This is a genomic window from Streptomyces sp. V4I23, assembly GCF_030817975.1.
GTDB lineage: Bacteria > Actinomycetota > Actinomycetes > Streptomycetales > Streptomycetaceae > Streptomyces.
This window is the reverse complement of record NZ_JAUSZW010000002.1, coordinates 54,072-81,029: the sequence shown is the minus strand read 5'-3', so window position 1 is coordinate 81,029 and position 26,958 is coordinate 54,072. Positions and strand designations below refer to the sequence as shown.

Annotated in this window: 10 protein-coding genes and 4 pseudogenes; 8 read left to right on the top strand and 6 right to left on the bottom strand. The window is 69.5% G+C overall.

The annotated features are described in order from the left end of the window. Positions 1 to 86: 86 nt before the first annotated feature. On the bottom strand, positions 87 to 500 hold the full coding sequence (locus tag QFZ82_RS01370; protein ID WP_307711376.1) for a helicase associated domain-containing protein: 414 nt from the start codon (positions 498 to 500) through the stop codon (positions 87 to 89). Between the two features lie 633 nt (positions 501 to 1,133). Here QFZ82_RS01370 and QFZ82_RS01365 point away from each other — a divergent pair. From QFZ82_RS01365 to QFZ82_RS01340, 6 genes and pseudogenes are all read left to right on the top strand, one after another. Continuing rightward, positions 1,134 to 1,619 (top strand): winged helix-turn-helix domain-containing protein, encoded by a 486-nt coding sequence (locus QFZ82_RS01365; protein WP_373429216.1) that lies wholly within the window; start codon positions 1,134 to 1,136, stop codon positions 1,617 to 1,619. Positions 1,620 to 1,638: 19 nt separating this feature from the next. After that, positions 1,639 to 1,959, top strand: coding sequence for a transposase (locus QFZ82_RS01360; protein ID WP_307711374.1), 321 nt, complete (start codon positions 1,639 to 1,641; stop codon positions 1,957 to 1,959). Beyond that, positions 1,956 to 2,981 (top strand): DDE-type integrase/transposase/recombinase, encoded by a 1,026-nt coding sequence (locus QFZ82_RS01355; RefSeq protein WP_307711373.1) that lies wholly within the window; start codon positions 1,956 to 1,958, stop codon positions 2,979 to 2,981. The genes QFZ82_RS01360 and QFZ82_RS01355 overlap by 4 nt, the downstream gene beginning before the upstream one ends. Further along, entirely contained in the window at positions 2,945 to 3,475 is a 531-nt protein-coding gene (locus tag QFZ82_RS01350) for a transposase (protein ID WP_307711405.1), read from the top strand. Before QFZ82_RS01355 ends, QFZ82_RS01350 begins: the two co-directional genes overlap by 37 nt. Positions 3,476 to 3,484: 9 nt before the next feature. After that, positions 3,485 to 3,808, top strand: a pseudogene (locus tag QFZ82_RS01345) (RidA family protein); the annotation flags it as partial. 240 nt (positions 3,809 to 4,048) lie between these two features. Then, positions 4,049 to 5,355 (top strand): annotated as a pseudogene (locus QFZ82_RS01340) (IS701 family transposase). A gap of 22 nt (positions 5,356 to 5,377) precedes the next feature. Here QFZ82_RS01340 and QFZ82_RS01335 read toward each other — a convergent pair. The 3 genes and pseudogenes from QFZ82_RS01335 to QFZ82_RS01325 form a co-directional block, all read right to left on the bottom strand. Beyond that, a pseudogene (locus QFZ82_RS01335) lies at positions 5,378 to 5,551 on the bottom strand (IS5/IS1182 family transposase); the annotation flags it as partial. 110 nt (positions 5,552 to 5,661) lie between these two features. Then, complete coding sequence (locus tag QFZ82_RS01330; RefSeq protein WP_307711302.1) at positions 5,662 to 7,443, bottom strand: reverse transcriptase/maturase family protein; 1,782 nt, start codon at positions 7,441 to 7,443, stop codon at positions 5,662 to 5,664. A gap of 536 nt (positions 7,444 to 7,979) precedes the next feature. Further along, positions 7,980 to 8,672: pseudogene (locus QFZ82_RS01325) on the bottom strand (IS5 family transposase); the annotation flags it as partial. 787 nt (positions 8,673 to 9,459) lie between these two features. On the opposite strand from QFZ82_RS01325, the gene QFZ82_RS01320 reads away from it, so the two are divergent. Together QFZ82_RS01320 and QFZ82_RS01315 are read left to right on the top strand one after the other, a co-directional pair. Next, on the top strand, positions 9,460 to 9,642 hold the full coding sequence (locus QFZ82_RS01320) for a hypothetical protein (protein ID WP_307711372.1): 183 nt from the start codon (positions 9,460 to 9,462) through the stop codon (positions 9,640 to 9,642). Positions 9,643 to 9,971: 329 nt separating this feature from the next. Then, positions 9,972 to 10,163: a hypothetical protein gene (locus QFZ82_RS01315; protein WP_307711371.1), complete on the top strand. Its 192-nt coding sequence runs from the start codon at positions 9,972 to 9,974 to the stop codon at positions 10,161 to 10,163. 463 nt (positions 10,164 to 10,626) lie between these two features. Here the strand turns inward: QFZ82_RS01315 and QFZ82_RS01310 are convergent, their stop codons facing one another. Together QFZ82_RS01310 and QFZ82_RS01305 are read right to left on the bottom strand one after the other, a co-directional pair. Next, positions 10,627 to 23,115 (bottom strand): helix-turn-helix domain-containing protein, encoded by a 12,489-nt coding sequence (locus tag QFZ82_RS01310; RefSeq protein WP_307711370.1) that lies wholly within the window; start codon positions 23,113 to 23,115, stop codon positions 10,627 to 10,629. Then, the gene (locus QFZ82_RS01305) at positions 23,096 to 26,947 is read right to left on the bottom strand and encodes a helix-turn-helix domain-containing protein (RefSeq protein WP_307711369.1); all 3,852 of its coding nucleotides are present in this window, start codon (positions 26,945 to 26,947) and stop codon (positions 23,096 to 23,098) included. Before QFZ82_RS01305 ends, QFZ82_RS01310 begins: the two co-directional genes overlap by 20 nt. Positions 26,948 to 26,958 lie beyond the last annotated feature (11 nt).

Sequence of the window (26,958 nt, the reverse complement as noted above, 5' to 3'; positions counted from 1 at the left end):
TGCCGGATCCACCAGGCCAGACGACGGTGGCCACTCGCTGTGGCTCCGAGGAGACGCTGGTCGGCAGGAAGAGACGGGGCCAGCGGTCAGGCCTGGCGAGCCCTTGGCTTTCGGATGCGGCCCATCCACGCGTGGTCCATGGCGGCGAGCTCCTCGGAGAGGAAGGGGTGAAGCCGGGGAGCTCGATCGGGGTTGGCTGTGTCCTCTCGGTACGCCTTCCGCCAGATCTTCAATTGGGCACCCAGCGGCACGTCCTTCTTGATGACCTTGAGCTCTTCCACATGGCCAACCGGGACGCGCAGATGCCCGACACGGGCGAAGTAGACGCGAGCAGCTTCGAACGCGATCTGCTCGACCGCCAGGTCGCCAGCGAGCTTGATGCTCGCGTCCAGGCCGTCCCGGTAAATGTCGCCGACGGTCGTCACTTCTGCCTGAAGCTCATCGATGGTGCGCTGGGGTACAGCTTCCTCGGCGTCAGCCAGTTCCCGCAGCCGTTCCATGGCGGGAGCAGATGTCCACCAGCACGCGGCGCGCACCTGCCGGATCAGAGAAGATCGCAGGTGCAGTGGGACTTTCCCTGCGTAGCCACCCTTTTGGCCCGATCCCGGCCACCTGCCGCGGCCTGCCGCGTGTGGCGGTGCCGGCCGCCAGCGCCGGTCCCACCCCCGGCCCCGCATCTCCCAGCGGATCCCTACATCCGCGAGCAGATCATTGTTGTCCAACAGCCACCCGGCATGACGAAGCCGAGCCTTCTCCATTCGAAGCCGCCCACGTACCTGATCCGCCTCACGAGAGGAAAGCCCCTCAGTGCTCCACTCCGGACGGGACACCACGATCCTCCCGTACCGCCTCTGCTCTGCGCGAGCGGCAGCGAGTGCCTCAGGAACGCCGAGCCTCACCCGGACAACCACCGACACATCGTGACGGTCGGTCCTTGGCATCGGTCCCACCTCACCTCCCGGCGGCACCCGGGACAATTACTGAATTCGGCTCGTTAGGGTGATCTTTATCGAAGTGCCTGATCAGCAGGGCGTGTTGTCTGTATCCCGTGGTGTGTGAGGTATGCGGATGGGGGTGGGCTGACTCCTGCGGGACGTCAGCGCCGGGAGACGGTACGGATGTAGGCGGCCGAGCTGTTCGAGCAGAACATCAAGCCGCCGGACGTCGCACGGCAACTGCGGGTGAGCCCGAAGTCGGCCTACCAGTGGCACCAGCTGTGGCGGGACGGCGGCGTGCAGGCTTTGGCCTCCCGTGGCCCGAGCGGATCGCGATGCCGTCTGTCCCCGCGTTGCCTGGAGAAGCTGGCTGCGTACCTCGATGGGGGACCTGCCGCGCACGGCTGGGTGGAGGACCAGGTGTGGACCGCCGCGAGAGTGGCCACACTGATCGGCAGGAAGTTCCACGTCTCCTACAGCGTCTCGGGCGCCACCCGGTTGATGCACCGGCTCGGCTTCAGCCCGCAGGTCCCCGCGCGGCGGGTCGCCGAGCGCGACGAGCAGGCCGTCACCGCGTGGAAGGAGGCGACCTGGGCCGAGGTAAAAGAGCCCGGGCGGCCTCGGGTGGATACATCTGCTTGTCGCGCGTCAGACTTTCTGGCACAGGGGTTTGTTGAGCCCTGACGAGCTGAAGGAGAGCCTGATGAGCCGTCCGCCGCAGTTCCCGGTGGAGGACAAGATACGGATCGTGCTGTCGGTCCTGGCTGGTGAGATGACCGTCGCTGAGGCGGCCCGCCGGAACAAGGCGTCGCAGACGTCGGTGGCCAAGTGGCGGGACCAGTTCCTGGAGTCCGGGAAGGCTGGCCTGACGGCCGGAACATCGAAGCAGGCCTCCAGCCGGGAGGCGATGCTCGAGGAGCAGATCGAGGACCTCAAGGCCGCGCTTGGTGAGGCCCATGTCGAGCTGCGGGTGTGGAAGAAGTCCGCTGAGGGCCGCCTGGCCCCTTCGAGGACCTCGAGGTGATCCGCACCGAAGCGGCGATGCCGACCTCGAGGTTCTGCGAGCTTGTCGGCATCCCGCGCCGCACCTGCACCCGCTGGCAGGCCCGCGCCCGCCGTGGCCAGAGTGTGGTCAAGGGCCCGTGGCCGGCGCCGGTGGTCGACCAGCTCGAGCCGATCGCCGCGAAGTACGCCGCGGACTGGCCGGCCTGGGGCCACCGCAAGATCCACTGGATGATGCGAGCCGACGGCCACGACGTGTCTGCGTCCTCCATCGAACGGGCTCTGCGCAGAAGGGATTTACTCCAGCCGGTCGACTACCAGGGAATACGCCGCGAGCTGGCCAAGGCCCGCAAGGCCGCCTTCGCCCAGCCGCCGACGAGCCCGAACGAAGTATGGCAACTGGACTTCTCCGAATACGAGACGTCCGGAGGCGGGATCTGGCGGCTGGCCGGGGTGACGGACTACTTCACCAAGTACGAGCACGGCTGGCACATCAGCCCCTCGTGCACCGGCGCCGACGCGATCGAGGCGGTGAAGCTCGCGATCGCGGAGGCCGAACGTCTCGGCGGACGTCCGCTGGCCGAGCTGCTGCCCGCCGGTCCCGACACCGGCAAAAACCGGCGCATCAAGCTGGTCACCGACAATGGCGGAGCCTTCAAGGGCGCCGCGTTCGCCCGCTTCATCGCTACCCGCCCCGAGTTGCTGCACATCCGCACCCGGGCCAAGAGCCCCGGCCAGAACGTCGTACGCGAGCGCGCCTTCGGCTCGCTGAAGTACGAGCACCTCTACCGCCTGGAGATCGAGGACCTCACCATGCTCGCCCCCGGAGGCCGAGCACTACCGGCATGTGTTCAACCACAACCGACCCCACGAGGCCCTGTCCGGCCACCGGCCGATCGAGGTCTACAACGACCCGAGCCTGCATCCCCAACTTTCAAACCGAGATCACTGAGCCAAAAACTTGACGCGGGACATGCTTCGAGGACGAGGCAGGCTTCACCCGCCGGCTGCCCAATGGACGCACCTGGGGCCGACGCGGAGTGACTCCGCAGGTGACGGTGAGCGGACGACGCTCGGGCCGGCTGTCCGTAGCAGGACTGATCGCCATGCGGCCCGGCTCCCGCACCCGACTGTGCCACCGCCTGCGCACCCACCCCGGTGGCAAAGGCAAGCGCCGCAGCATGGGCGAGCGCGACTTCATCACACTGATCGACAGCACCCACCAGCTCCTCAAAGCGCCGATCGTGCTGGTCTGGGACCGCCTGAACACCCACGTCTCCCACGCCATGCGTGAGCTGATCGCCGAGCGCACATGGCTGACGGTGTTCCTGCTCCCCGCATACTCGCCCGACCTCAGCCCCGTGGAGTGGGTATGGGCGCACGTCAAGCGCAGCCTGTCCAACCTCGCCGTCGTCGCCCTCGACCGGCTTGAGGCCCTCGTCCGCAACCGGCTCAAACGACTTCAGTACCGGCCCGACACCCTCGACGGCTTCATAGCCGGCACCGGCCTGACCCCCGACACCCCAACGTCACCCTGACGAGCCGAAGTCAGTATCACCGGGCAGGTCGCCTGGGACGCCGAGGGAGTCACGATCGGCGAAGGAGACCTCGCCGCCCAGGTGGAGCAGAGCTATCTCAACGTCGGCACCGCCCTGGCCGAGGTCGGTGGCTCCTTCGACGACGTGGCGAAGCTGACCTTCTACGTCGTCGACTGGACCCCCGACAAGTTGCCCCCGCTCCTGGAAGGGATCTCCCGGGCAGCCGCGGAGCTGGGGATCACCCCGGCCCCGCCGGCCACGCTGATAGGCGTTGCGGCACTGGATGTCCCCGACCATCTGGTCGAGATCGAAGCCACCGCGGTCCTCGACTGAACAGGTGCTCTTGGCCGCTGAGCGCCGAAATGGCCAACTACGGCGCTCAGCGGCCAGCCGGCGTGCTCAGTCACCGTTACTGATCCACGCTCCTAGTACTCCAGTCTGGTTTCGCGATCTTGCTGGTGGACCCGGCTGGTAACGCGTACGGCCACCGCGTGATCATCGGGGGTTGTGTGGACTCCTGAAGATCGTGCGGTGGCCGCAGGCCATAGCGTAGACCCTGCCCGCTGGCGGACGATGTTCGACCAGGCCATGGCCCGGATCGCGGGACGATTCGGCCGAGTTGAGCCGCGGACCGCCGCCCGTGCCTATCTGCTCGGGCTGCTGTCGAACGTCGAGCGCAAGAACTGCTGGCAGCTGGCCGAGCAGGCCGGTCTCGCCCGGCCCGGACCGATGCAGCGCCTGCTGCGCTACGCGCGCTGGGACGCCGACGCTGTCCGTGACGACCTGCGCGCCTACGTCGCCGACCACCTCGGCACCGACGACGCGGTGCTGATCGTGGACGAGACGGGCTTTGTGAAGAAGGGCCGAGCCTCGGCGGGCGTGCAACGGCAGTACACCGGCACCGCGGGACGCATCGAGAACTCCCGGGTCGGCGTGTTCCTCGCCTACGCCACCAGCCGGGGACGGGCCCTGATCGACCGTCGGCTCTACCTGCCCGAGCATTCCTGGTGCACCGATCGCGACCGCCGTCACGCGGCCGGGATACCCAAGGAGGTGCAGTTCGCGACCAAGCCCCGCTTGGCCGGGGAGATGATCGCCGACGCGCTGGACGCGGGGCTCACCGCTTCCTGGGTGACCGGCGACGAAGCCTACGGCCAGGACCCGCACCTGCGAGCCCGCCTCGAAGAGCGCGGTATCGGCTACGTCCTGGCAGTCGCCTGCTCGGCCAGGGTGCGGATCAACCACGGCCGCACCCCCGTCCGCGCGGACACCGTCGCCGGCAGCCTGCCCGCCACCTCCTGGCACCGCCAGAGCGCCGGGAGGGGCGCGAAGGGCCCGCGCTACTACGACTGGGCCTGGATCCACATCGGCAGCGACAGCCACCGCCACCTACTCATCCGCCGCAACCGGACCACCGGTGAACTCGCCTTCTACCTGTGCTGGTCACCCACCGAGGTGCCCCTGGCGGAGCTGATCCGCGTCGCCGGTGTCCGCTGGAGCGTCGAGGAGTGCTTCCAGGCAGCCAAGGGCCAGGTCGGACTCGACCACTACCAGGTCAGGCACTGGACCTCATGGCACCGGCACATCACGCTCGCCATGCTTGCCCTGGCCTTCCTGAGCGTCGTCGCCGCCAGTGCGGCCCCGGACCGGGCCGCCGATCCGCACCACCCCACCCGCAGCCGCGAACCGATCACGCTGACCGTTTCGGAGATCCGCCACCTACTCGCCGCCTTCCACCCACCAGCCGTGTCCGCGGCCAGGCTGCTGCACTGGTCCAACTGGCGCCGAAAGCACCAGGCCACAGCCCGTCGCAGCCACTACCGACGACGATCCGCCGACGAACCCACGGGATAGATCACGAAACCGCACTGGAGTACTAAGAGGTCGTTTTCTCCCGGTGTTTTATCCCGGTCCAGGTGATTCATTGGTAGTTGTCGGGTCGTGCCAGGAGATGGTGTTCTCGCCGGTGAGGCGGCGGGTCATGAGGTCGGTCATGGCGAGGTGGATCATCGCTTCGGAGCGGGCCGGGAGGGTTTCGTAGTCGCGGGCCAGGCGGCGGTGCAGCATCAGCCAACCGGTTGGGTCGGCCGCGCGGCGAGGTGCTTGCCGTGGGGGCGAGTCCTGTTCCGCGCGGCCTCCCGCCGAACCGGACATGACGGTTTCCCGGTCATCCGGCTCTCCAGTGACTACTGCGTGAGTGGTCTGGCTGGCCGTTCTGAGTGGATACGGTCGTGGCAGGTGTCGCAGGCCACGACGGTTTTGCGTCGCCGGTGGAGCATGACGCGCGCCCAGTCGGAAGGCTGCCATCCGGAATGTGCGAGGTCGGCGAGAGCGCGGACGTGGTGCACTTGCACGTTGCCCTTGCTTCCGCAGATCTCGCAGGTGTCCGCGAGGAGTCTCGCGATGAGTTCCTTCTGCGGATAGTCCACCCGTACCGGCTCGCGATCGGCGAGTTCTGCCGCCCGCTGCCGTTGGAGGGGAATCCCGCCGAACCGTGCCACCAGTGGTTTCCTGTTCTTCCGCTCGATACGGGCCTCGAAGCACACTCGGGGCCCGTTGGGGGTGTCGATTCTGGTCTTGTGCTTGGCGGCCATCTTCGACACTGACGAACGGTGCTTGGCTGCGAGAGTTTTGAGCATGGAGGTCTCCATGACCCATTGCAGCCGGTGCAGCCGGAAGACGTCTCCGGCGAGCAGGTAGTACTGGACGACGCCCCGGTAGATGGTCCCGAAGGTCGCCACGATCGCGTGATCGCTGCTGTTGGTCAGGGCCGTCTTCTTCGCGGGTTTCCCGCGGGCGATATAGGGGGCGCACTTGGCTTTGATCACGTCCCGTGGAACACGGAGTGCTATCTGACCGTTGACCCGACGGTAACGGCCGGTTTTCTTCGTGTCGTTGTGCTGGGTCGTGATCTCATAGCCGAGAAACCTAGCTGCCCGGGTGCGGGCATGGGTGATCAGCGTCTTTTCCTGGGACAGTTCCAGCTTGAGTTTGTCACGCAGGAACTGGGCCAGGCGTTGTTTGATCTGCTCGGCCTCGGCTTTCGGTCCGGTGAAACCGAGGAGGTGATCGTCCGCGTAGCGTATGTAGCGCAGCCTGCGATATGCCGGATCATTGGGATCCGCGCTCGGCAGGCTGACCATCCGCTGACGCAACGCACGGGCCTGGGCCCGATCGCCGCGCCGGCGGGCTTTCGCCAGCAGATTCTGCAACTCCAGGTAAGCCGGGTTTCGGGCCCGGCGGTCTCCTCGGGTGTACTCCGGAATCAGAACCGTTTCTACAAACTCATCCAACTTGTGCAGGTAGATGTTGGACAGGATTGGGGAGGCCACTCCGCCTTGCGGCGCTCCGGAGAGCGTGGTGCCCCATCTCCAGTCCTCCAGGTATCCGGCTGTCAGCATGTTGCGCACCAGCCGTAGAAACCGCTGGTCATGGATCTTTTCGCCGAGGATCGACAGCAGGACCTGGTGGTCCAGGCTGCCGAAGCAGTCGGCGATGTCCCCTTCGATGAACCAGGATGTCCCGGTCCAGGTGTGGTCCACCTCCCGCAACGCGGTGTGGCAGCCTCGGCGGGGACGAAATCCATGTGAGCGGTCGGAGAACGTTGGCTCGTAGTACGCCTCTAATAACAGGCGGACCACTTCTCCAACGAGCTTGTCCGACCAGGTCGGCAGCCCCAGCGGGCGCGTCTTCCCGTTCTTCTTCGGGATATGGATGCGTCGGACCGGCTTGAAGCGGTAACGCTCGTGACGCATCGCTTCAATGATCCGGCCGATCTTCCGCTGTGACATACCGTCCACGGTTTCCGACGTGACCCCGGGCGTCATCGCGCCGTGGTTGGCGTAAATGCGCCCGTAGGCCAGCAGATACAACTGCGGGTTGAACAGTTGCCTATACAGTTCATTGCACGGCAGGCCGCGCCTGCCGCGTTCACGCAGGACACCCAGCACCGTTTTGGCGCTTTGCATTCCGCATACCTCCCGGATTCGAGTGTCCGAATCACCTGGCCCCCTTCGCCCTGTGAACGGCTTTCCCGTCCTCCCTGGCCGGGCGTGACTCCGGCGACTACTACGGGGCCTCCGTCGCCATAGGACTCGCGTCCCGTAGGCGATCCCACGTTCGTCTCTGTCTGTACGTTCTAGCGCGACACAGGCGTCCCACTCATCTCCTTGAATGTCCTCGCTGAACATCGCTCCGTGCTCCGGAAGTTGCTCCGGCCACACAATCGAAGCCAGAGCAGAGCACGGCACCGGTTTCAGATGTCTTTCCGGCGGATGGGAACTTGCATCTTCTGGAGATTGGGCTTCAAACAATCCAGTCTTCGCCATATCGCGCGGGCCACCCAGCACACCGTCTCCGACAACTGAGCCCGGTCACTGGTTTTCTGACATGCTTTTGTCCCCTTCGCCTTTCGGATCCAGGTAAGTCATCGGGCCCAGGAACCTCCTTCCGAGTTCCTCCCGGCTGAGCCGGGGATACAAACAGAGCGCCTCGTGGCGCACTAGGTCCGCTCGACCGCCCACCGTTTCGGTATCGGGGTGAACCCCCTGGTCCCGGGGGTGCGGGCGGAGATTTCCATGTCGATGCCGAGGGTGGCGGCGTGCTCGACGAAGTGCTTGCGGTAGCCGCCGTCGACCCACACCTTGCGGAGGCCGGGATGGTCGGCGGCGACCTGGTCGAGCAGCTGGGTGCCGGCCACCGAGTCCTGCACGCCGGCCGCAGTGACCAGCACTGCGAGGAGCAGGCCGAGCGTGTCGGTCACGATGCTCCGCTTCCGGCCGACGATCTTCTTGGCGTTGTCCGTGCCCTGACTCGCGGCGGGGACACTGGTGGAGGTCTTGACGCTCTGTGCGTCGATCACGCACGCCGACGGCTTCGCGTTCCGGCCCTCCTGCTGTCGCACCAACTCACGCAGCAGGCCGTTGAGCTGGGCAAAGATGCCATCGGACTGCCACTTGGCAAAATAGCCGTAGACCGTGTTCCAGTTCGGGAAATCATGCGGCAGGTAGCGCCACTGCACCCCGGTGCGGTCCACGTACAGGATCGCGTTCATGATCTCGCGCAGATCATGCTCGGGCGGCCGGCCGAAACCCAGGGCCCGGCCGCGACGCTCGTAGCGCCACGCGGACAGCACCGGCTCGATCAACTCCCAGCGGGCATCGGACAGATCACTCGGATACGCACGACGATCGGTCATGACCTGGACGTACCGCCGGTCGGGGGCGTGCGCCCAGGCGTGAGTCCTGCCTCACTGAAGCACAGACCCGATCCGGGCGTCCCGGAATGAGACAGGCGCAAGCCGACTCCCGCCCCAGATGTCACACCATCCGCCTCGGCAAGCACGGCCAACCTGCCAGCTTCACCCGCACCAACACCTCAGCGGGTGTAATTGCGGAGATACCACCGCACTACAGATGAAAACGACCTCTGAGTGGGTGATTTTGAACGCTGGCCGTGAGTCGTGAACGGCTGGATGATCTGGGTTATGGCGTCTGGCGGGGTGGGCCGGCGGTACTGCCGGGAGTGTGGTGATCCGCTTCCGCCCTCGATGGCGGCGGAGGCGGTGTTCTGCTCGGGTCGGTGCAGGTCGAGGCGGTGGCGGAGGCTTCAGCGGGCCCGGCATCGGGTCGCGTTGATGCAGCGTGGCGACCATGCCGAGTGTCCGGTTTGTGGCAGGTCGTGGACGGTGGGGGTCGAGCGGTCGCGGTCGGCGGTCTACTGTTCGTCGCGGTGCCGGGTGCGGGCCTGCCGTCAGAGGGCGGCGTCGCGGAACGGTGTTACGGAAACGCCGTAGGCGAACGGCACGGCATCACAGGTCACAGCCGTTTTGCACGGTGCTCGGCGGCTAGTGATGGGCGCTTCGAGCGCCCCCGGCTCACGCTCTGCCCCGTCACATCGGGTCCGCGTCACCGTGGAAGCCGGCCTGGGCTGGAACTGCTCATTCAGCCGCCACGGGGTGGTTGATCCGGCCCGGGGTGAGGGCGGTGATCATCGTGTCAGACCGGATCGGCAACGTCACTCGAACTCGTTACGAACAGCTCGTCGCGGAGGCCCGCGACCTGATCAGCCAGATGTCGAAGGCCCAGTTCACGCTGGGAGAAAAGGCTCTAGAGATCGAGCCGATGCGGCCGGTGGGCGGGTCGATGCCCAATGGCAATGGCAGGTGACGTCCAGCACCTCGCACACGGCCGACGAGGTCACAACCGATGTCACGCCCGATGTGCCCCACACCCTTGGGCAACCCAACCCGTTGGTGGCCGGAGCCGGAGCCGGAGCCGGAGCCGGAGCCGGAGCCGGAGCCGGAGCCGGAGCCGGAGCCAACGGCTCTGGAACGAAGCCGGCCTTCACCGGCTCCAGTGGCCCTGGCGCGGATCAGAGCGTCGACCCGAGCGACGTGGATCCGCTGGACACACCCGACCACGGTTGGGGGAGAATTGCTGGCCGCCTCCGAGGAGAACTGAGTGGCCATTGACAACCCGACGGCAGCGCCGCCCCGATGACGGTCGCCGGCGTTCTGCGCCGCCGCCACGGCCAGCGTCTCGTTGACCGGTACGCGTGCGTGGTCGCGGCGCAGACTGGCACCCAGGTGAGCGAGCCCTACGACACGACCTGGGCCCAACTGGCAGCCGCCCTCAGGCAGCCGGCGGTGGCGCCCGCGTACGACATCGCACCCCAGTCACGGCGCTGACGGAGCTCGCCGCGGACGAGCCAGATGGATCACCGGCGGCCGAGGTGTGCTGACCCCTCGCCCGCGAGGGCCGCGGCATGGGCACCACTGTTTTCGGTGATCAGGAGGACAAGAGCCGTGTAACGGGAGACTGTTATGCACGGTTCTGTGGGAGCCCGGGGGTGCGATCCCCCGGGCGACCCGACCATCAGTGTCAGCAACCTTTGTGCTGCACTGGAGGCCCTGCCTTCATGCGCCACCCCGCGAAGATCACCCGCTCAACACCGACGTTCGACCACAACCGTCCTGGTAAGCGATGGGACAACGGTTCCTTACTCACGTTGTCTTCACCTTTCGCCGTCCAGTTGCCGGTAGCCGTGTGTCCGACATGCCGGGTAGGGGATCGTACGGGACTGCTGTTATCCCGTTGGAACGCTCCGCAGGCAGTGGCAAGGCCCAGCTTCGCTTGTACCGAGATCTGTGATCAGCTCTCGGGTTGCAGGAACTCACTCGGCCGTCCGTCACTCCTGGCCCTCCGAGGTCCCGGGGCGGCCGAGGGCTGATGCCATCCGTCGGATCGGAGGTGGATGACCGGCGCCTCCTCCTCAGCGAACCGGCGGACCGACCCGTCCGTCCCGGTGACGACGATGCCGACACCGACTGCCCGGGCCGCCAGCACGGCCCTGGCCAGCGTGGCCCCTGGGGATCCTGACCCGCTCAGAAGCAGACGCAGCCGCTGCAGCTGTCCCAAGCCGAGCTGATCCGCGCTGATCGTGCCGCCGGCGAGCGCGACCCGAACCTGCTGCCCGGGAGTCAGCGTGATACCCGCCGCCTCGAAGCTCATCGAAGACGCAGGGCTCAGGTTGTCTAGCAGCCCCATCTGGTTAATCAACTGAGCGCCTTCCTCCGTCAACCGCCCATCCAGCCACGCCGCAAATCCTGCCGCGCGGTCTTCCCCATCGAAGGGCCAGGGAACACCGCGGGACGCTACCTGCGCCGGCCGTTCTGATACCGATTGCTGACCTAGGGCCTGGGCCAGGGCGAGGGCGAGGTTACTTCCGTCTCCTGTCACGACGACGGATTCCGCCGGTCCTGGTTGTGGACCGCCCGGCTCCGCCAGCGGGGTGGGGAACGACGCCGGCCCACCCAAGGCATCCTCATCTGCCGGGGCGTTCCGGCCTGTGCTCGGCGGCTTGGGCTGCCTGTCGCCGGTGTGCGGGGCGGGCAGTGTCCCGGTCCCGGTCCTGGTCCGGGTGGGTTGCTGGTCTGCCGGCGCCTGCCTATTGTCGTCCGGCCCGGCCGCAGCCTCCCCGCCACGGGGCAGCTGCGGCACAGGGGGAGCGGTGTCGAAGGCGTGCAGCAGCCGCGCATACGCCCGGCCCACGCGGCCGGCCGGGGTAGCTCCACTGCTCTCCCAGTTCCCAACCCTCTTGTCCGTCACCGAGAGGTAAGCGGCCATCTCCTGCCGGGTCCAGCCCGCCTTCTTCCGCAGGTTCACACGTTCGGCCGGGGCGGGCAGCGGCGGCACAGGGGGAGCGGTGTCGAAGCCGTGCAGCAGCCACGCATACGCCCGGCCCACGCGGCCGACGGCCGGAGTAGCTCCACTGTTCTCCCAGTTCCCAACCCTCTTGTCCGTCACTGAGAGGTAAGCGGCCATCTCCTGCAGGGTCCAGCCCGCCTTCTTCCGCAGGTTCACACGTTGGGCCGGGGCGGGCAGCTGCGGCACAGGGGGAGCGGTGTCGAAGGCGTGCAGCAGCCACGCATACGCCTCGGCGACCGCGGTGCCGGGCTCGGAGCCGCCCTCGCTCTCCCACTGCCACACCTGGCCCCTCGTCACGCGGAGGAACGTGGCCACCTCTTCCTGTGTCCAGCCCACGCGCTGTCGCAGGTGGCTGCGTGCGGCCCTGCTGGAGGGCAGCTCCGGTGCCTGCTGGCCGGCTGCAGGCTGCAACCCCACAGCGGGAGCGGTGTCGAAGCCCTGCAGCAGCCACGCATACGCCTCGGCGACCGCGGTGCCGGGCTCGGAGCCGCCCTCGCTCTCCCACTGCCCCACCTCGTCCGCCGTCACGCCGAGGAACGTGGCCACCTCTTCCTGTGTCCAGCCCACGCGCCGTCGCAGGTGGCTGCGTGCGGCCCTGCTGGAGGGCAGCTCCGGTGCCCACCACTCAGCACCCGCCGCCTGGCCACCCGACACGACAGAAACCGCGGAGCCCTCGCCGGCCGGAACCTCCGGCATCTCCACATCACTGTCATCACTGTCATCAGTGGCGCTGGCAGCATCGTCCTGGGTGTCATCACTGGCAGGATGGGCAGGATGGGCAGGATTGTGCTGAGTGTGCGGTGACGACGGGGCCGCAGCCGGGCCCGCTGAGCCGCCGGGAACCAGCTCTGGGAAGGCACCCGTCCCACCGGCACGTCCACCGCTCGGAGTATCCCCGGCCGCCTGTGGTCCGGCGTTCCCGCCCGCGGGAGTCGGCGCCTGCCTATTGTCGTCCGGCCCGGCCGCAGCCTCCCCGCCACGGGGCAGCGGCGGCGCAGCGGGAGCGTTCGCGAAGGCGTGCAGCAGCCGCGCATACTCCCGGCGCGCGCGGCCGACGGCCGGGGTAGCTCGACCGTTCTCCCAGTTCCTAACCGCCGTGTCCGTCACCGAGAGGTGAGCGGCGACCGCCTGCAGGGTCCAGCCCGCCTGCTCCCGCAGGCCCGCACGTTCGGCCGGGGCGGGCAGCTGCGGCGCAGGGGGAGCGGTGTCGAAGGCGTGCAGCAGCCACGCATACGCCCGGCCCGCGCGGCCGGCCGGGGTCCTTCGACCGCTCTCCCATTTCTCAACGCTGACTCTCGTCACTGAGAGGTGAGCGGCCATCTCTGACTGTGTCCAGTCCGCCTTCTTCCGCAGGCCCGCACGTTCGGCCGGGGCGGGCAGCTGCGGCACAGGGGGAGCGGTGTCGAAGGCGTGCAGCAGCCGCGCATACGCCCGGCCCGCGCGGCCGACGGCCGGAGTAGCTCCACTGTTCTCCCAGTTCTGAACGCTGGCTATCGTCACCGAGAGGTGAGCGGCCATCTCCTGCCGGGTCCAGTCCGCCTTCTTCCGCAGGTTCACACGTTGGGCCGGGGCGGGCAGCTGCGGCACAGGGGGAGCGGTGTCGAAGCCGTGCAGCAGCCACGCATACGCCCGGCCCGCGCGCCCGGCCGGGGTAGCTCGACCGCTCTCCCAGCTCTTAGCCGTCTTGTCCGTCACTGAGAGGTAAGCGGCCATCTCCTGCGGGGTCCAGCCCGCCTTCTCCCGCAGGCCCGCACGTTCGGCCGCGGAGGGCAGCGGCGGCACAGCGGGAGCGTTCGCGAAGGCGTGCAGCAGCCACGCATACGCCTCGGCGACCGCGGTGCCGGGCTCGGAGCCGCCCTCGCTCTCCCACCGCCACACCTCGTCCGCCGTCACGCGGAGGAACGTGGCCACCTCTTCCCGTGTCCAGCCCACGCGCTGTCGCAGGTGGCTGCGTGCGGCCCTGCTGGAGGGCAGCTCCGGTGCCTGCTGGCCGGCTGCAGGCTGCAACCCCACAGCGGGAGCGGTGTCGAAGCCCTGCAGCAGCCATGCATACGCCTCGGCGACCGCGGTGCCGGGCTCGGAGCCGCCCTCGCTCTCCCACTGCCCCACCTCGTCCGCCGTCACGCGGAGGAACGTGGCCACCTGTTCCTGTGTCCAGCCCACGCGCTGTCGCAGGTGGCTGCGTGCGGCCCTGGAGGGCAGCTCCGGTGCCCACCACTCGGCACCCGCCGCCTGGCCACCCGACACGACAGAAACCGCGGAGCCCTCGCCGGCCGGAACCTCCGGCATCTCCACATCACTGTCAGTCCCGTCACCCGACGCCCCGACCACACCCGCCGCATCCGACATCTCCACATCACTGTCATCAGTGGCGCTGGCAGCATCGTCCTGGGTGTCATCACTGGCAGGATGGGCAGGATGGGCAGGATGGGCAGGATTGTGCTGAGTGTGCGGTGACGACGGGGCCGCAGCCGGGCCCGCTGAGCCGCCGGGAACCACAAGCTCTGGGAAGGCACCCGTCCCACCGGCACGTCCACCGCTCGGAGTATCCCCGGCCGCCCCCAAGCCCGCGTTGCCCTGTTCCTTGTGGCCCACCGGCACGCCGCGCGATACCGACTCCTCCTCCTGCTCCTCCTCCAGGAAGCCCGCCGACTCCGCCGGGTCCTTCCCCCGCGTCAAGAGGGCCGGGTCCACATAGCGCCCAGGATCTGCCGGGTCCTCCCGGCCCGGCGTGCCGACCGGGCCCGTCAAGACCGCAAACTCCTCCTCGTCCTCGTCGGCGAGGCCGGTGTCGCTCCACGGGATTCCCGGAGACGAGGGCTCGAAGTGCGGTGTTTCACCGACTTGGCCCTCCCGCTCCTGCGGACGGACGACCTGCTCCTGCGGACGGACGCCCAGTGCCCTAGTCAGCCAGTGCGGGTCGTTCTCACCAAAGTCGTACACCGCGGAGCCCTCGCCGGCCGGAACCTCCGGCATCTCCACATCACTGTCATCAGTGGCGTCACCCGACGCCCCGACCACACCCGCGGCATCCTCACCCGGGGCGTTCCAGTCCGATGACTCCGGCTGTTCTCCCGTGCCCACGGGGACATTCGACGGCGGCGAGGCACTGGCGGTTAGCACATTCCCGCCCGCGGGAGCCGGCGCCTGCCTATTGTCGTCCGGCCCGGCCGCAGCCTCCCCGCCACGGGGCAGCTGCGGCACAGGGGGAGCGGTGTCGAAGCCGTGCAGCAGCCACGCATACGCCCGGCCCACGCGGCCGACGGCCGGGGTAGCTCGACCGTTCTCCCAGTTCCCAACCCTCTTGTCCGCCACTGAGAGGTAAGCGGCCATCTCCTGCAGGGTCCAGCCCGCCTTCTCCCGCAGGCCCGCACGTTCGGCCGCGGTGGGCAGCGGCGGCACAGCGGGAGCGTTCGCGAAGGCGTGCAGCAGCCACGCATACGCCTTGGCGACCGCGGTGCCGGGCTCGGAGCCGCCCTCGCTCTCCCACTGCCACACCTGGCCCCTCGTCACGCGGAGGAACGTGGCCACCTCTTCCTGTGTCCAGCCCACGCGCTGTCGCAGGTGGCTGCGTGCGGCCCTGCTGGAGGGCAGCTCCGGTGCCTGCTGGCCGGCTGCAGGCTGCAACCCCACAGCGGGAGCGGTGTCGAAGCCCTGCAGCAGCCACGCATACGCCTCGGCGACCGCGGTGCCGGGCTCGGAGCCGCCCTCGCTCTCCCAGTGCCCCACCTCGTCCGCCGTCACGCGGAGGAACGTGGCCACCTGTTCCTGTGTCCAGCCCACGCGCTGTCGCAGGTGGCTGCGTGCGGCCCTGCTGGAGGGCAGCTCCGGTGCCCACCACTCGGCACCCGCCGCCTGGCCACCCGACACGACAGAAACCGCGGAGCCCTCGCCGGCCGGAACCTCCGGCATCTCCACATCACTGCCAGTCCCGTCACCCGACGCCCCGACCACACCCGCGGCATCCGACATCGCCACATCACTGTCATCAGTGGCGCTGGCAGCATCGTCCTGGGTGTCATCACTGGCAGGATGGGCAGGATTGTGCTGAGTGTGCGGTGACGACGGGGCCGCAGCCGGGCCCGCTGAGCCGCCGGGAACCACAAGCTCTGGGAAGGCACCCGTCCCACCGGCACGTCCACCGCTCGGAGTATCCCCGGCCGCCTGTGGTCCGGCGTTCCCGCCCGCGGGAGTCGGCGCCTGCCTAGTGTCGTCCGGCCCGGCCGCAGCCTCCCCGCCACGGGGCAGCTGCGGCACAGGGGGAGCGGTGTCGAAGGCGTGCAGCAGCCGCGCATACTCCCGGCGCGCGCGGCCGGCCGGGGTAGCTCGACCGTTCTCCCAGTTCCTAACCGTCGTGTCCGTCACCGAGAGGTGAGCGGCCATCTCCTGCAGGGTCCAGCCCGCCTGCTCCCGCAGGCCCGCACGTTGGGCCGGGGCGGGCAGCTGCGGCGCAGGGGGAGCGGTGTCGAAGCCGTGCAGCAGCCACGCATACGCCCGGCCCACGCGGCCGACGGCCGGAGTAGCTTGACCGCTCTCCCAGTTCTGCACGCTGACTCTCGTCACTGAGAGGTGAGCGGCCATCTCCGGCTGTGTCCAGCCCGCCTTCTTCCGCAGGTTCACACGTTGGGCCGGGGCGGGCAGCTGCGGCACAGGGGGAGCGGTGTCGAAGGCGTGCAGCAGCCGCGCATACGCCTTGGCGACCGCGGTGCCGGGCTCGGAGCCGCCCTCGCTCTCCCACTGCCACACCTGGCCCCTCGTCACGCGGAGGAACGTGGCCACCTCTTCCTGTGTCCAGCCCACGCGCTGTCGCAGGTGGCTGCGTGCGGCCCTGCTGGAGGGCAGCTCCGGTGCCTGCTGGCCGGCTGCAGGCTGCAACCCCACAGCGGGAGCGGTGTCGAAGCCCTGCAGCAGCCATGCATACGCCTCGGCGACCGCGGTGCCGGGCTCGGAGCCGCCCTCGCTCTCCCACTGCCCCACCTCGTCCGCCGTCACGCGGAGGAACGTGGCCACCTGTTCCTGTGTCCAGCCCACGCGCTGTCGCAGGTGGCTGCGTGCGGCCCTGGAGGGCAGCTCCGGTGCCCACCACTCGGCACCCGCCGCCTGGCCACCCGACACGACAGAAACCGCGGAGCCCTCGCCGGCCGGAACCTCCGGCATCTCCACATCACTGTCAGTCCCGTCACCCGACGCCCCGACCACACCCGCCGCATCCGACATCTCCACATCACTGTCATCAGTGGCGCTGGCAGCATCGTCCTGGGTGTCATCACTGGCAGGATGGGCAGGATGGGCAGGATGGGCAGGATTGTGCTGAGTGTGCGGTGACGACGGGGCCGCAGCCGGGCCCGCTGAGCCGCCGGGAACCACAAGCTCTGGGAAGGCACCCGTCCCACCGGCACGTCCACCGCTCGGAGTATCCCCGGCCGCCCCCAAGCCCGCGTTGCCCTGTTCCTTGTGGCCCACCGGCACGCCGCGCGATACCGACTCCTCCTCCTGCTCCTCCTCCAGGAAGCCCGCCGACTCCGCCGGGTCCTTCCCCCGCGTCAAGAGGGCCGGGTCCACATAGCGCCCAGGATCTGCCGGGTCCTCCCGGCCCGGCGTGCCGACCGGGCCCGTCAAGACCGCAAACTCCTCCTCGTCCTCGTCGGCGAGGCCGGTGTCGCTCCACGGGATTCCCGGAGACGAGGGCTCGAAGTGCGGTGTTTCACCGACTTGGCCCTCCCGCTCCTGCGGACGGACGACCTGCTCCTGCGGACGGACGCCCAGTGCCCTAGTCAGCCAGTGCGGGTCGTTCTCACCAAAGTCGTACACCGCGGAGCCCTCGCCGGCCGGAACCTCCGGCATCTCCACATCACTGTCATCAGTGGCGTCACCCGACGCCCCGACCACACCCGCGGCATCCTCACCCGGGGCGTTCCAGTCCGATGACTCCGGCTGTTCTCCCGTGCCCACGGGGACATTCGACGGCGGCGAGGCACTGGCGGTTAGCACATTCCCGCCCGCGGGAGCCGGCGCCTGCCTATTGTCGTCCGGCCCGGCCGCAGCCTCCCCGCCACGGGGCAGCTGCGGCACAGGGGGAGCGGTGTCGAAGCCGTGCAGCAGCCACGCATACGCCCGGCCCGCGCGGCCGACGGCCGGAGTAGCTCCACTGCTCTCCCAGTTCCCAACCGTCTTGTCCGTCACTGAGAGGTGAGCGGCCATCTCCTGCCGGGTCCAGCCCGCCTTCTTCCGCAGGCCCGCACGTTCGGCCGGGGCGGGCAGCTGCGGCACAGCGGGAGCGGTGTCGAAGCCGTGCAGCAGCCACGCATACGCCCGGCCCACGCGGCCGGTCGGGGTAGCTCGACCGCTCTCCCAGTTCTGAACGCTGACTTTCGTCACCGAGAGGTGAGCGGCCATCTCCTGCGGGGTCCAGCCCGCCTTCTCCCGCAGGCCCGCACGTTCGGTCGCGGTGGGCAGCTGCGGCACAGGGGGAGCGGTGTCGAAGGCGTGCAGCAGCCGCGCATACGCCCGGCCCCCGGGCCCGACCGGGGTAGCTCGACCGCTCTCCCACTTCCTCACCTGGCCCGTCGTCACGCGGAGGAACGTGGCCACCTCTTCCTGTGTCCAGCCCACGCGCTGTCGCAGGTGGCTGCGTGCGGCCCTGCTGGAGGGCAGCTCCGGTGCCTGCTGGCCGGCTGCAGGCTGCAACCCCACAGCGGGAGCGGTGTCGAAGCCCTGCAGCAGCCATGCATACGCCTCGGCGACCGCGGTGCCGGGCTCGGAGCCGCCCTCGCTCTCCCACTGCCCCACCTCGTCCGCCGTCACGCCGAGGAACGTGGCCACCTGTTCCTGTGTCCAGCCCACGCGCTGTCGCAGGTGGCTGCGTGCGGCCCTGGAGGGCAGCTCCGGTGCCCACCACTCAGCACCCGCCGCCTGGCCACCCGACACGACAGAAACCGCGGAGCCCTCGCCGGCCGGAACCTCCGGCATCTCCACATCACTGTCAGTCCCGTCACCCGACGCCCCGACCACACCCGCCGCATCCGACATCTCCACATCACTGTCATCACTGTCATCACTGTCATCAGTGGCGCTGGCAGCATCGTCCTGGGTGTCATCACTGGCAGGATGGGCAGGATTGTGCTGAGTGTGCGGTGACGACGGGGCCGCAGCCGGGCCCGCTGAGCCGCCGGGAACCACAAGCTCTGGGAAGGCACCCGTCCCACCGGCACGTCCACCGCTCGGAGTATCCCCGGCCGCCTGTGGTCCGGCGTTCCCGCCCGCGGGAGTCGGCGCCTGCCTATTGTCGTCCGGCCCGGCCGCAGCCTCCCCGCCACGGGGCAGCGGCGGCGCAGCGGGAGCGGTGTCGAAGGCGTGCAGCAGCCGCGCATACTCCCGGCGCGCGCGGCCGACGGCCGGGGTAGCTCGACCGTTCTCCCAGTCCCTAACCGCCGTGTCCCTCACCGAGAGGTGAGCGGCGACCGCCTGCAGGGTCCAGCCCGCCTGCTCCCGCAGGCCCGCACGTTCGGCCGGGGCGGGCAGCTGCGGCGCAGGGGGAGCGGTGTCGAAGGCGTGCAGCAGCCACGCATACGCCCGGCCCGCGCGGCCGGCCGGGGTCCTTCGACCGCTCTCCCATTTCTCAACGCTGACTTTCGCCACTGAGAGGTGAGCGGCCATCTCCGGCTGTGTCCAGCCCGCCTTCTTCCGCAGGTTCACACGTTCGGCCGGGGCGGGCAGCTGCGGCACAGGGGGAGCGGTGTCGAAGCCGTGCAGCAGCCACGCATACTCCCGGCCCGCGCGGCCGGTCGGGGTATATCCACTGTTCTCCCAGTTCCCAACCGTCTTGTGCGTCACTGAGAGGTAAGCGGCCATCTCCTGCGGGGTCCAGCCCGCCTTCTCCCGCAGGCCCGCACGTTGGGCCGGGGTGGGCAGCTGCGGCACAGGGGGAGCGGTGTCGAAGGCGTGCAGCAGCCGCGCATACGCCTTGGCGACCGCGGTGCGGGGCTCGGAGCCGCCCTCGATCTCCCACTGCCACACCTGGCCCGTCGTCACGCGGAGGAACGTGGCCACCTCTTCCTGTGTCCAGCCCACGCGCTGTCGCAGGTGGCTGCGTGCGGCCCTGCTGGAGGGCAGCTCCGGTGCCTGCTGGCCGGCTGCAGGCTGCAACCCCACAGCGGGAGCGGTGTCGAAGCCCTGCAGCAGCCATGCATACGCCTCGGCGACCGCGGTGCCGGGCTCGGAGCCGCCCTCGCTCTCCCACTGCCCCACCTCGTCCGCCGTCACGCCGAGGAACGTGGCCACCTGTTCCTGTGTCCAGCCCACGCGCTGTCGCAGGTGGCTGCGTGCGGCCCTGGAGGGCAGCTCCGGTGCCCACCACTCGGCACCCGCCGCCTGGCCACCCGACACGACAGAAACCGCGGAGCCCTCGCCGGCCGGAACCTCCGGCATCTCCACATCACTGTCAGTCCCGTCACCCGACGCCCCGACCACACCCGCCGCATCCGACATCTCCACATCACTGTCATCACTGTCATCACTGTCATCAGTGGCGCTGGCAGCATCGTCCTGGGTGTCATCACTGGCAGGATGGGCAGGATTGTGCTGAGTGTGCGGTGACGACGGGGCCGCAGCCGGGCCCGCTGAGCCGCCGGGAACCACAAGCTCTGGGAAGGCACCCGTCCCACCGGCACGTCCACCGCTCGGAGTATCCCCGGCCGCCCCCAAGCCCGCGTTGCCCTGTTCCTTGTGGCCCACCGGCACGCCGCGCGATACCGACTCCTCCTCCTCCTGCTCCTCCTCCAGGAAGCCCGCCGACTCCGCCGGGTCCTTCCCCCGCGTCAAGAGGGCCGGGTCCACATAGCGCCCAGGATCTGCCGGGTCCTCCCGGCCCGGCGTGCCGACCGGGCCCGTCAAGACCGCAAACTCCTCCTCGTCCTCGTCGGCGAGGCCGGTGTCGCTCCACGGGATTCCCGGAGACGAGGGCTCGAAGTGCGGTGTTTCACCGACTTGGCCCTCCCGCTCCTGCGGACGGACGACCTGCTCCTGCGGACGGACGCCCAGTGCCCTAGTCAGCCAGTGCGGGTCGTTCTCACCAAAGTCGTACACCGCGGAGCCCTCGCCGGCCGGAACCTCCGGCATCTCCACATCACTGTCATCAGTGGCGTCACCCGACGCCCCGACCACACCCGCGGCATCCTCACCCGGGGCGTTCCAGTCCGATGACTCCGGCTGTTCTCCCGTGCCCACGGGGACATTCGACGGCGGCGAGGCACTGGCGGTTAGCACATTCCCGCCCGCGGGAGCCGGCGCCTGCCTATTGTCGTCCGGCCCGGCCGCAGCCTCCCCGCCACGGGGCAGCTGCGGCACAGGGGGAGCGGTGTCGAAGGCGTGCAGCAGCCGCGCATACGCCCGGCCCGCGCGGCCGACGGCCGGAGTAGCTCCACTGCTCTCCCAGTTCCCAACCGTCTTGTCCGTCACTGAGAGGTGAGCGGCCATCTCCTGCGGGGTCCAGCCCGCCTTCTTCCGCAGGTTCACACGTTCGGCCGGGGCGGGCAGCGGCGGCACAGGGGGAGCGGTGTCGAAGCCGTGCAGCAGCCACGCATACGCCCGGCCCACGCGCCCGGCCGGGGTAGCTCGACCGCTCTCCCAGTTCTGAACGCTGACTTTCGTCACCGAGAGGTGAGCGGCCATCTCCTGCGGGGTCCAGCCCGCCTTCTCCCGCAGGCCCGCACGTTCGGCCGCGGAGGGCAGCGGCGGCACAGCGGGAGCGTTCGCGAAGGCGTGCAGCAGCCGCGCATACTCCCGGCCCGCGCGGCCGGTCGGGGTAGCTCGACCGTTCTCCCAGTTCAGAACGCTGACTTGCGTCCGCACTGAGAGGTGAGCGGCCATCTCCTGCCGGGTCCAGCCCGCCTTCTTCCGCAGGTTCACACGTTGGGCCGCGGTGGGCAGCTGCGGCACAGGGGGAGCGGTGTCGAAGCCGTGCAGCAGCCACGCATACGCCCGGCCCGCGCGGCCGGTCGGGGTAGCTCGACCGTTCTCCCAGCTCTTAACCGTCTTGTGCGTCACTGAGAGGTAAGCGGCCATCTCCTGCCGGGTCCAGCCCGCCTTCTTCCGCAGGTTCACACGTTGGGTCGCGGTGGGCAGCTGCGGCACAGGGGGAGCGGTGTCGAAGGCGTGCAGCAGCCGCGCATACGCCTTGGCGACCGCGGTGCGGGGCTCGGAGCCGCCCTCGATCTCCCACTGCCACACCTCGTCCGCCGTCACGCGGAGGAACGTGGCCACCTCTTCCTGTGTCCAGCCCACGCGCTGTCGCAGGTGGCTGCGTGCGGCCCTGCTGGAGGGCAGCTCCGGTGCCTGCTGGCCGGCTGCAGGCTGCAACCCCACAGCGGGAGCGGTGTCGAAGCCCTGCAGCAGCCATGCATACGCCTCGGCGACCGCGGTGCCGGGCTCGGAGCCGCCCTCGCTCTCCCACTGCCCCACCTCGTCCGCCGTCACGCGGAGGAACGTGGCCACCTGTTCCTGTGTCCAGCCCACGCGCTGTCGCAGGTGGCTGCGTGCGGCCCTGGAGGGCAGCTCCGGTGCCCACCACTCGGCACCCGCCGCCTGGCCACCCGACACGACAGAAACCGCGGAGCCCTCGCCGGCCGGAACCTCCGGCATCTCCACATCACTGTCATCACTGTCATCAGTGGCGCTGGCAGCATCGTCCTGGGTGTCATCACTGGCAGGATGGGCAGGATTGTGCTGAGTGTGCGGTGACGACGGGGCCGCAGCCGGGCCCGCTGAGCCGCCGGGAACCACAAGCTCTGGGAAGGCACCCGTCCCACCGGCACGTCCACCGCTCGGAGTATCCCCGGCCGCCTGTGGTCCGGCGTTCCCGCCCGCGGGAGTCGGCGCCTGCCTATTGTCGTCCGGCCCGGCCGCAGCCTCCCCGCCGCGGGGCAGCTGCGGCACAGGGGGAGCGGTGTCGAAGGCGTGCAGCAGCCGCGCATACTCCCGGCGCGCGCGGCCGGTCGGGGTAGCCCGATCGTTCTCCCAGTTCCCAACCGTCGTGTCCGTCACTGAGAGGTGAGCGGCGACCGCCTGCCGGGTCCAGCCCGCCTGCTCCCGCAGGCCCGCACGTTGGGCCGGGGTGGGCAGCTGCGGCGCAGGGGGAGCGGTGTCGAAGGCGTGCAGCAGCCGCGCATACGCCCGGCCCACGCGGCCGGCAGGGGTCCTTCGACCGCTCTCCCAGCGCTCAACGCTGCCTCTCGTCACTGAGAGGTAATCGGCCATCTCCTGCGGGGTCCAGCCCGCCTTCTTCCGCAGGCCCGCACGTTGGGCCGGGGTGGGCAGCTGCGGCGCAGGGGGAGCGGTGTCGAAGCCGTGCAGCAGCCACGCATACGCCCGGCCCGCGCGGCCGACGGCCGGAGTAGCTCCACTGTTCTCCCAGCGCTCAACGCTGCCTCTCGTCACTGACTGAGAGGTAAGCGACGATCTCCGGCTGTGTCCAGCCCGCCTTCTCCCGCAGGCCCGCACGTTGGGCCGGGGTGGGCAGCGGCGGCACAGGGGGAGCGGTGTCGAAGGCGTGCAGCAGCCACGCATACGCCTTGGCGACCGCGGTGCCGGGCTCGGAGCCGCCCTCGCTCTCCCACTGCCACACCTCGTCCGCCGTCACGCGGAGGAACGTGGCCACCTCTTCCTGTGTCCAGCCCACGCGCTGTCGCAGGTGGCTGCGTGCGGCCCTGCTGGAGGGCAGCTCCGGTGCCTGCTGGCCGGCTGCAGGCTGCAACCCCACAGCGGGAGCGGTGTCGAAGCCCTGCAGCAGCCATGCATACGCCTCGGCGACCGCGGTGCCGGGCTCGGAGCCGCCCTCGCTCTCCCACTGCCCCACCTCGTCCGCCGTCACGCGGAGGAACGTGGCCACCTGTTCCTGTGTCCAGCCCACGCGCTGTCGCAGGTGGCTGCGTGCGGCCCTGCTGGAGGGCAGCTCCGGTGCCCACCACTCGGCACCCGCCGCCTGGCCACCCGACACGACAGAAACCGCGGAGCCCTCGCCGGCCGGAACCTCCGGCATCTCCACATCACTGTCAGTCCCGTCACCCGACGCCCCGACCACACCCGCCGCATCCGACATCTCCACATCACTGTCATCAGTGGCGCTGGCAGCATCGTCCTGGGTGTCATCACTGGCAGGATGGGCAGGATGGGCAGGATGGGCAGGATTGTGCTGAGTGTGCGGTGACGACGGGGCCGCAGCCGGGCCCGCTGAGCCGCCGGGAACCACAAGCTCTGGGAAGGCACCCGTCCCACCGGCACGTCCACCGCTCGGAGTATCCCCGGCCGCCCCCAAGCCCGCGTTGCCCTGTTCCTTGTGGCCCACCGGCACGCCGCGCGATACCGACTCCTCCTCCTGCTCCTCCTCCAGGAAGCCCGCCGACTCCGCCGGGTCCTTCCCCCGCGTCAAGAGGGCCGGGTCCACATAGCGCCCAGGATCTGCCGGGTCCTCCCGGCCCGGCGTGCCGACCGGGCCCGTCAAGACCGCAAACTCCTCCTCGTCCTCGTCGGCGAGGCCGGTGTCGCTCCACGGGATTCCCGGAGACGAGGGCTCGAAGTGCGGTGTTTCACCGACTTGGCCCTCCCGCTCCTGCGGACGGACGACCTGCTCCTGCGGACGGACGCCCAGTGCCCTAGTCAGCCAGTGCGGGTCGTTCTCACCAAAGTCGTACACCGCGGAGCCCTCGCCGGCCGGAACCTCCGGCATCTCCACATCACTGTCATCAGTGGCGTCACCCGACGCCCCGACCACACCCGCGGCATCCGACATCTCCACATCACTGTCATCACTGTCATCAGTGGCGCTGGCAGCATCGTCCTGGGTGTCATCACTGGCAGGATGGGCAGGATTGTGCTGAGTGTGCGGTGACGACGGGGCCGCAGCCGGGCCCGCTGAGCCGCCGGGAACCAGCTCTGGGAAGGCACCCATCCCACCGGCACGTCCACCGCTCGGAGTATCCCCGGCCGCCCCCAAGCCCGCGTTGCCCTGTTCCTTGTGGCCCACCGGCACGCCGCGCGATACCGACTCCTCCTCCTGCTCCTCCTCCAGGAAGCCCGCCGACTCCGCCGGGTCCTTCCCCCGCGTCAAGAGGGCCGGGTCCACATAGCGCCCAGGATCTGCCGGGTCCTCCCGGCCCGGCGTGCCGACCGGGCCCGTCAAGACCGCAAACTCCTCCTCGTCCTCGTCGGCGAGGCCGGTGTCGCTCCACGGGATTCCCGGAGACGAGGGCTCGAAGTGCGGTGTTTCACCGACTTGGCCCTCCCGCTCCTGCGGACGGACGACCTGCTCCTGCGGACGGACGCCCAGTGCCCTAGTCAGCCAGTGCGGGTCGTTCTCACCAAAGTCGTACACCGCGGAGCCCTCGCCGGCCGGAACCTCCGGCATCTCCACATCACTGTCAGTCCCGTCACCCGACGCCCCGACCACACCCGCGGCATCCTCACCCGGGGCGTTCCAGTCCGATGACTCCGGCTGTTCTCCCGTGCCCACGGGGACATTCGACGGCGGCGAGGCACTGGCGGTTAGCACATTCCCGCCCGCGGGAGCCGGCGCCTGCCTATTGTCGTCCGGCCCGGCCGCAGCCTCCCCGCCACGGGGCAGCTGCGGCACAGGGGGAGCGGTGTCGAAGGCGTGCAGCAGCCACGCATACGCCCGGCCCACGCGGCCGGCCGGGGTAGCTCGACCGTTCTCCCAGTTCCCAACCGTCTTGTCCGTCACTGAGAGGTGAGCGGCCATCTCCTGCCGGGTCCAGCCCGCCTTCTTCCGCAGGCCCGCACGTTGGGCCGCGGTGGGCAGCGGCGGCACAGGGGGAGCGGTGTCGAAGCCGTGCAGCAGCCACGCATACTCCCGGCCCGCGCGCCCGGCCGGGGTAGCTCGACCGCTCTCCCAGCTCTTAGCCGTCTTGTCCGTCACTGAGAGGTAAGCGACGATCTCCTGCGGGGTCCAGCCCGCCTTCTCCCGCAGGCCCGCACGTTCGGCCGCGGAGGGCAGCTGCGGCACAGCGGGAGCGTTCGCGAAGGCGTGCAGCAGCCACGCATACGCCTCGGCGACCGCGGTGCCGGGCTCGGAGCCGCCCTCGCTCTCCCACCGCCACACCTGGCCCCTCGTCACGCCGAGGAACGTGGCCACCTCTTCCCGTGTCCAGCCCACGCGCTGTCGCAGGTGGCTGCGTGCGGCCCTGCTGGAGGGCAGCTCCGGTGCCTGCTGGCCGGCTGCAGGCTGCAACCCCACAGCGGGAGCGGTGTCGAAGCCCTGCAGCAGCCATGCATACGCCTCGGCGACCGCGGTGCCGGGCTCGGAGCCGCCCTCGCTCTCCCACTGCCCCACCTCGTCCGCCGTCACGCCGAGGAACGTGGCCACCTGTTCCTGTGTCCAGCCCACGCGCTGTCGCAGGTGGCTGCGTGCGGCCCTGCTGGAGGGCAGCTCCGGTGCCCACCACTCAGCACCCGCCGCCTGGCCACCCGACACGACAGAAACCGCGGAGCCCTCGCCGGCCGGAACCTCCGGCATCTCCACATCACTGTCAGTCCCGTCACCCGACGCCCCGACCAGACCCGCGGCATCCGACATCTCCACATCACTGTCATCACTGTCATCAGTGGCGCTGGCAGCATCGTCCTGGGTGTCATCACTGGCAGGATGGGCAGGATTGTGCTGAGTGTGCGGTGACGACGGGGCCGCAGCCGGGCCCGCTGAGCCGCCGGGAACCAGCTCTGGGAAGGCACCCGTCCCACCGGCACGTCCACCGCTCGGAGTATCCCCGGCCGCCCCCAAGCCCGCGTTGCCCTGTTCCTTGTGGCCCACCGGCACGCCGCGCGATACCGACTCCTCCTCCTGCTCCTCCTCCAGGAAGCCCGCCGACTCCGCCGGGTCCTTCCCCCGCGTCAAGAGGGCCGGGTCCACATAGCGCCCAGGATCTGCCGGGTCCTCCCGGCCCGGCGTGCCGACCGGGCCCGTCAAGACCGCAAACTCCTCCTCGTCCTCGTCCTCGTCGGCGAGGCCGGTGTCGCTCCACGGGATTCCCGGAGACGAGGGCTCGAAGTGCGGTGTTTCACCGACTTGGCCCTCCCGCTCCTGCGGACGGACGACCTGCTCCTGCGGACGGACGCCCAGTGCCCTAGTCAGCCAGTGCGGGTCGTTCTCACCAAAGTCGTACACCGCGGAGCCCTCGCCGGCCGGAACCTCCGGCATCTCCACATCACTGTCAGTCCCGTCACCCGACGCCCCGACCAGACCCGCGGCATCCGACATCTCCACATCAC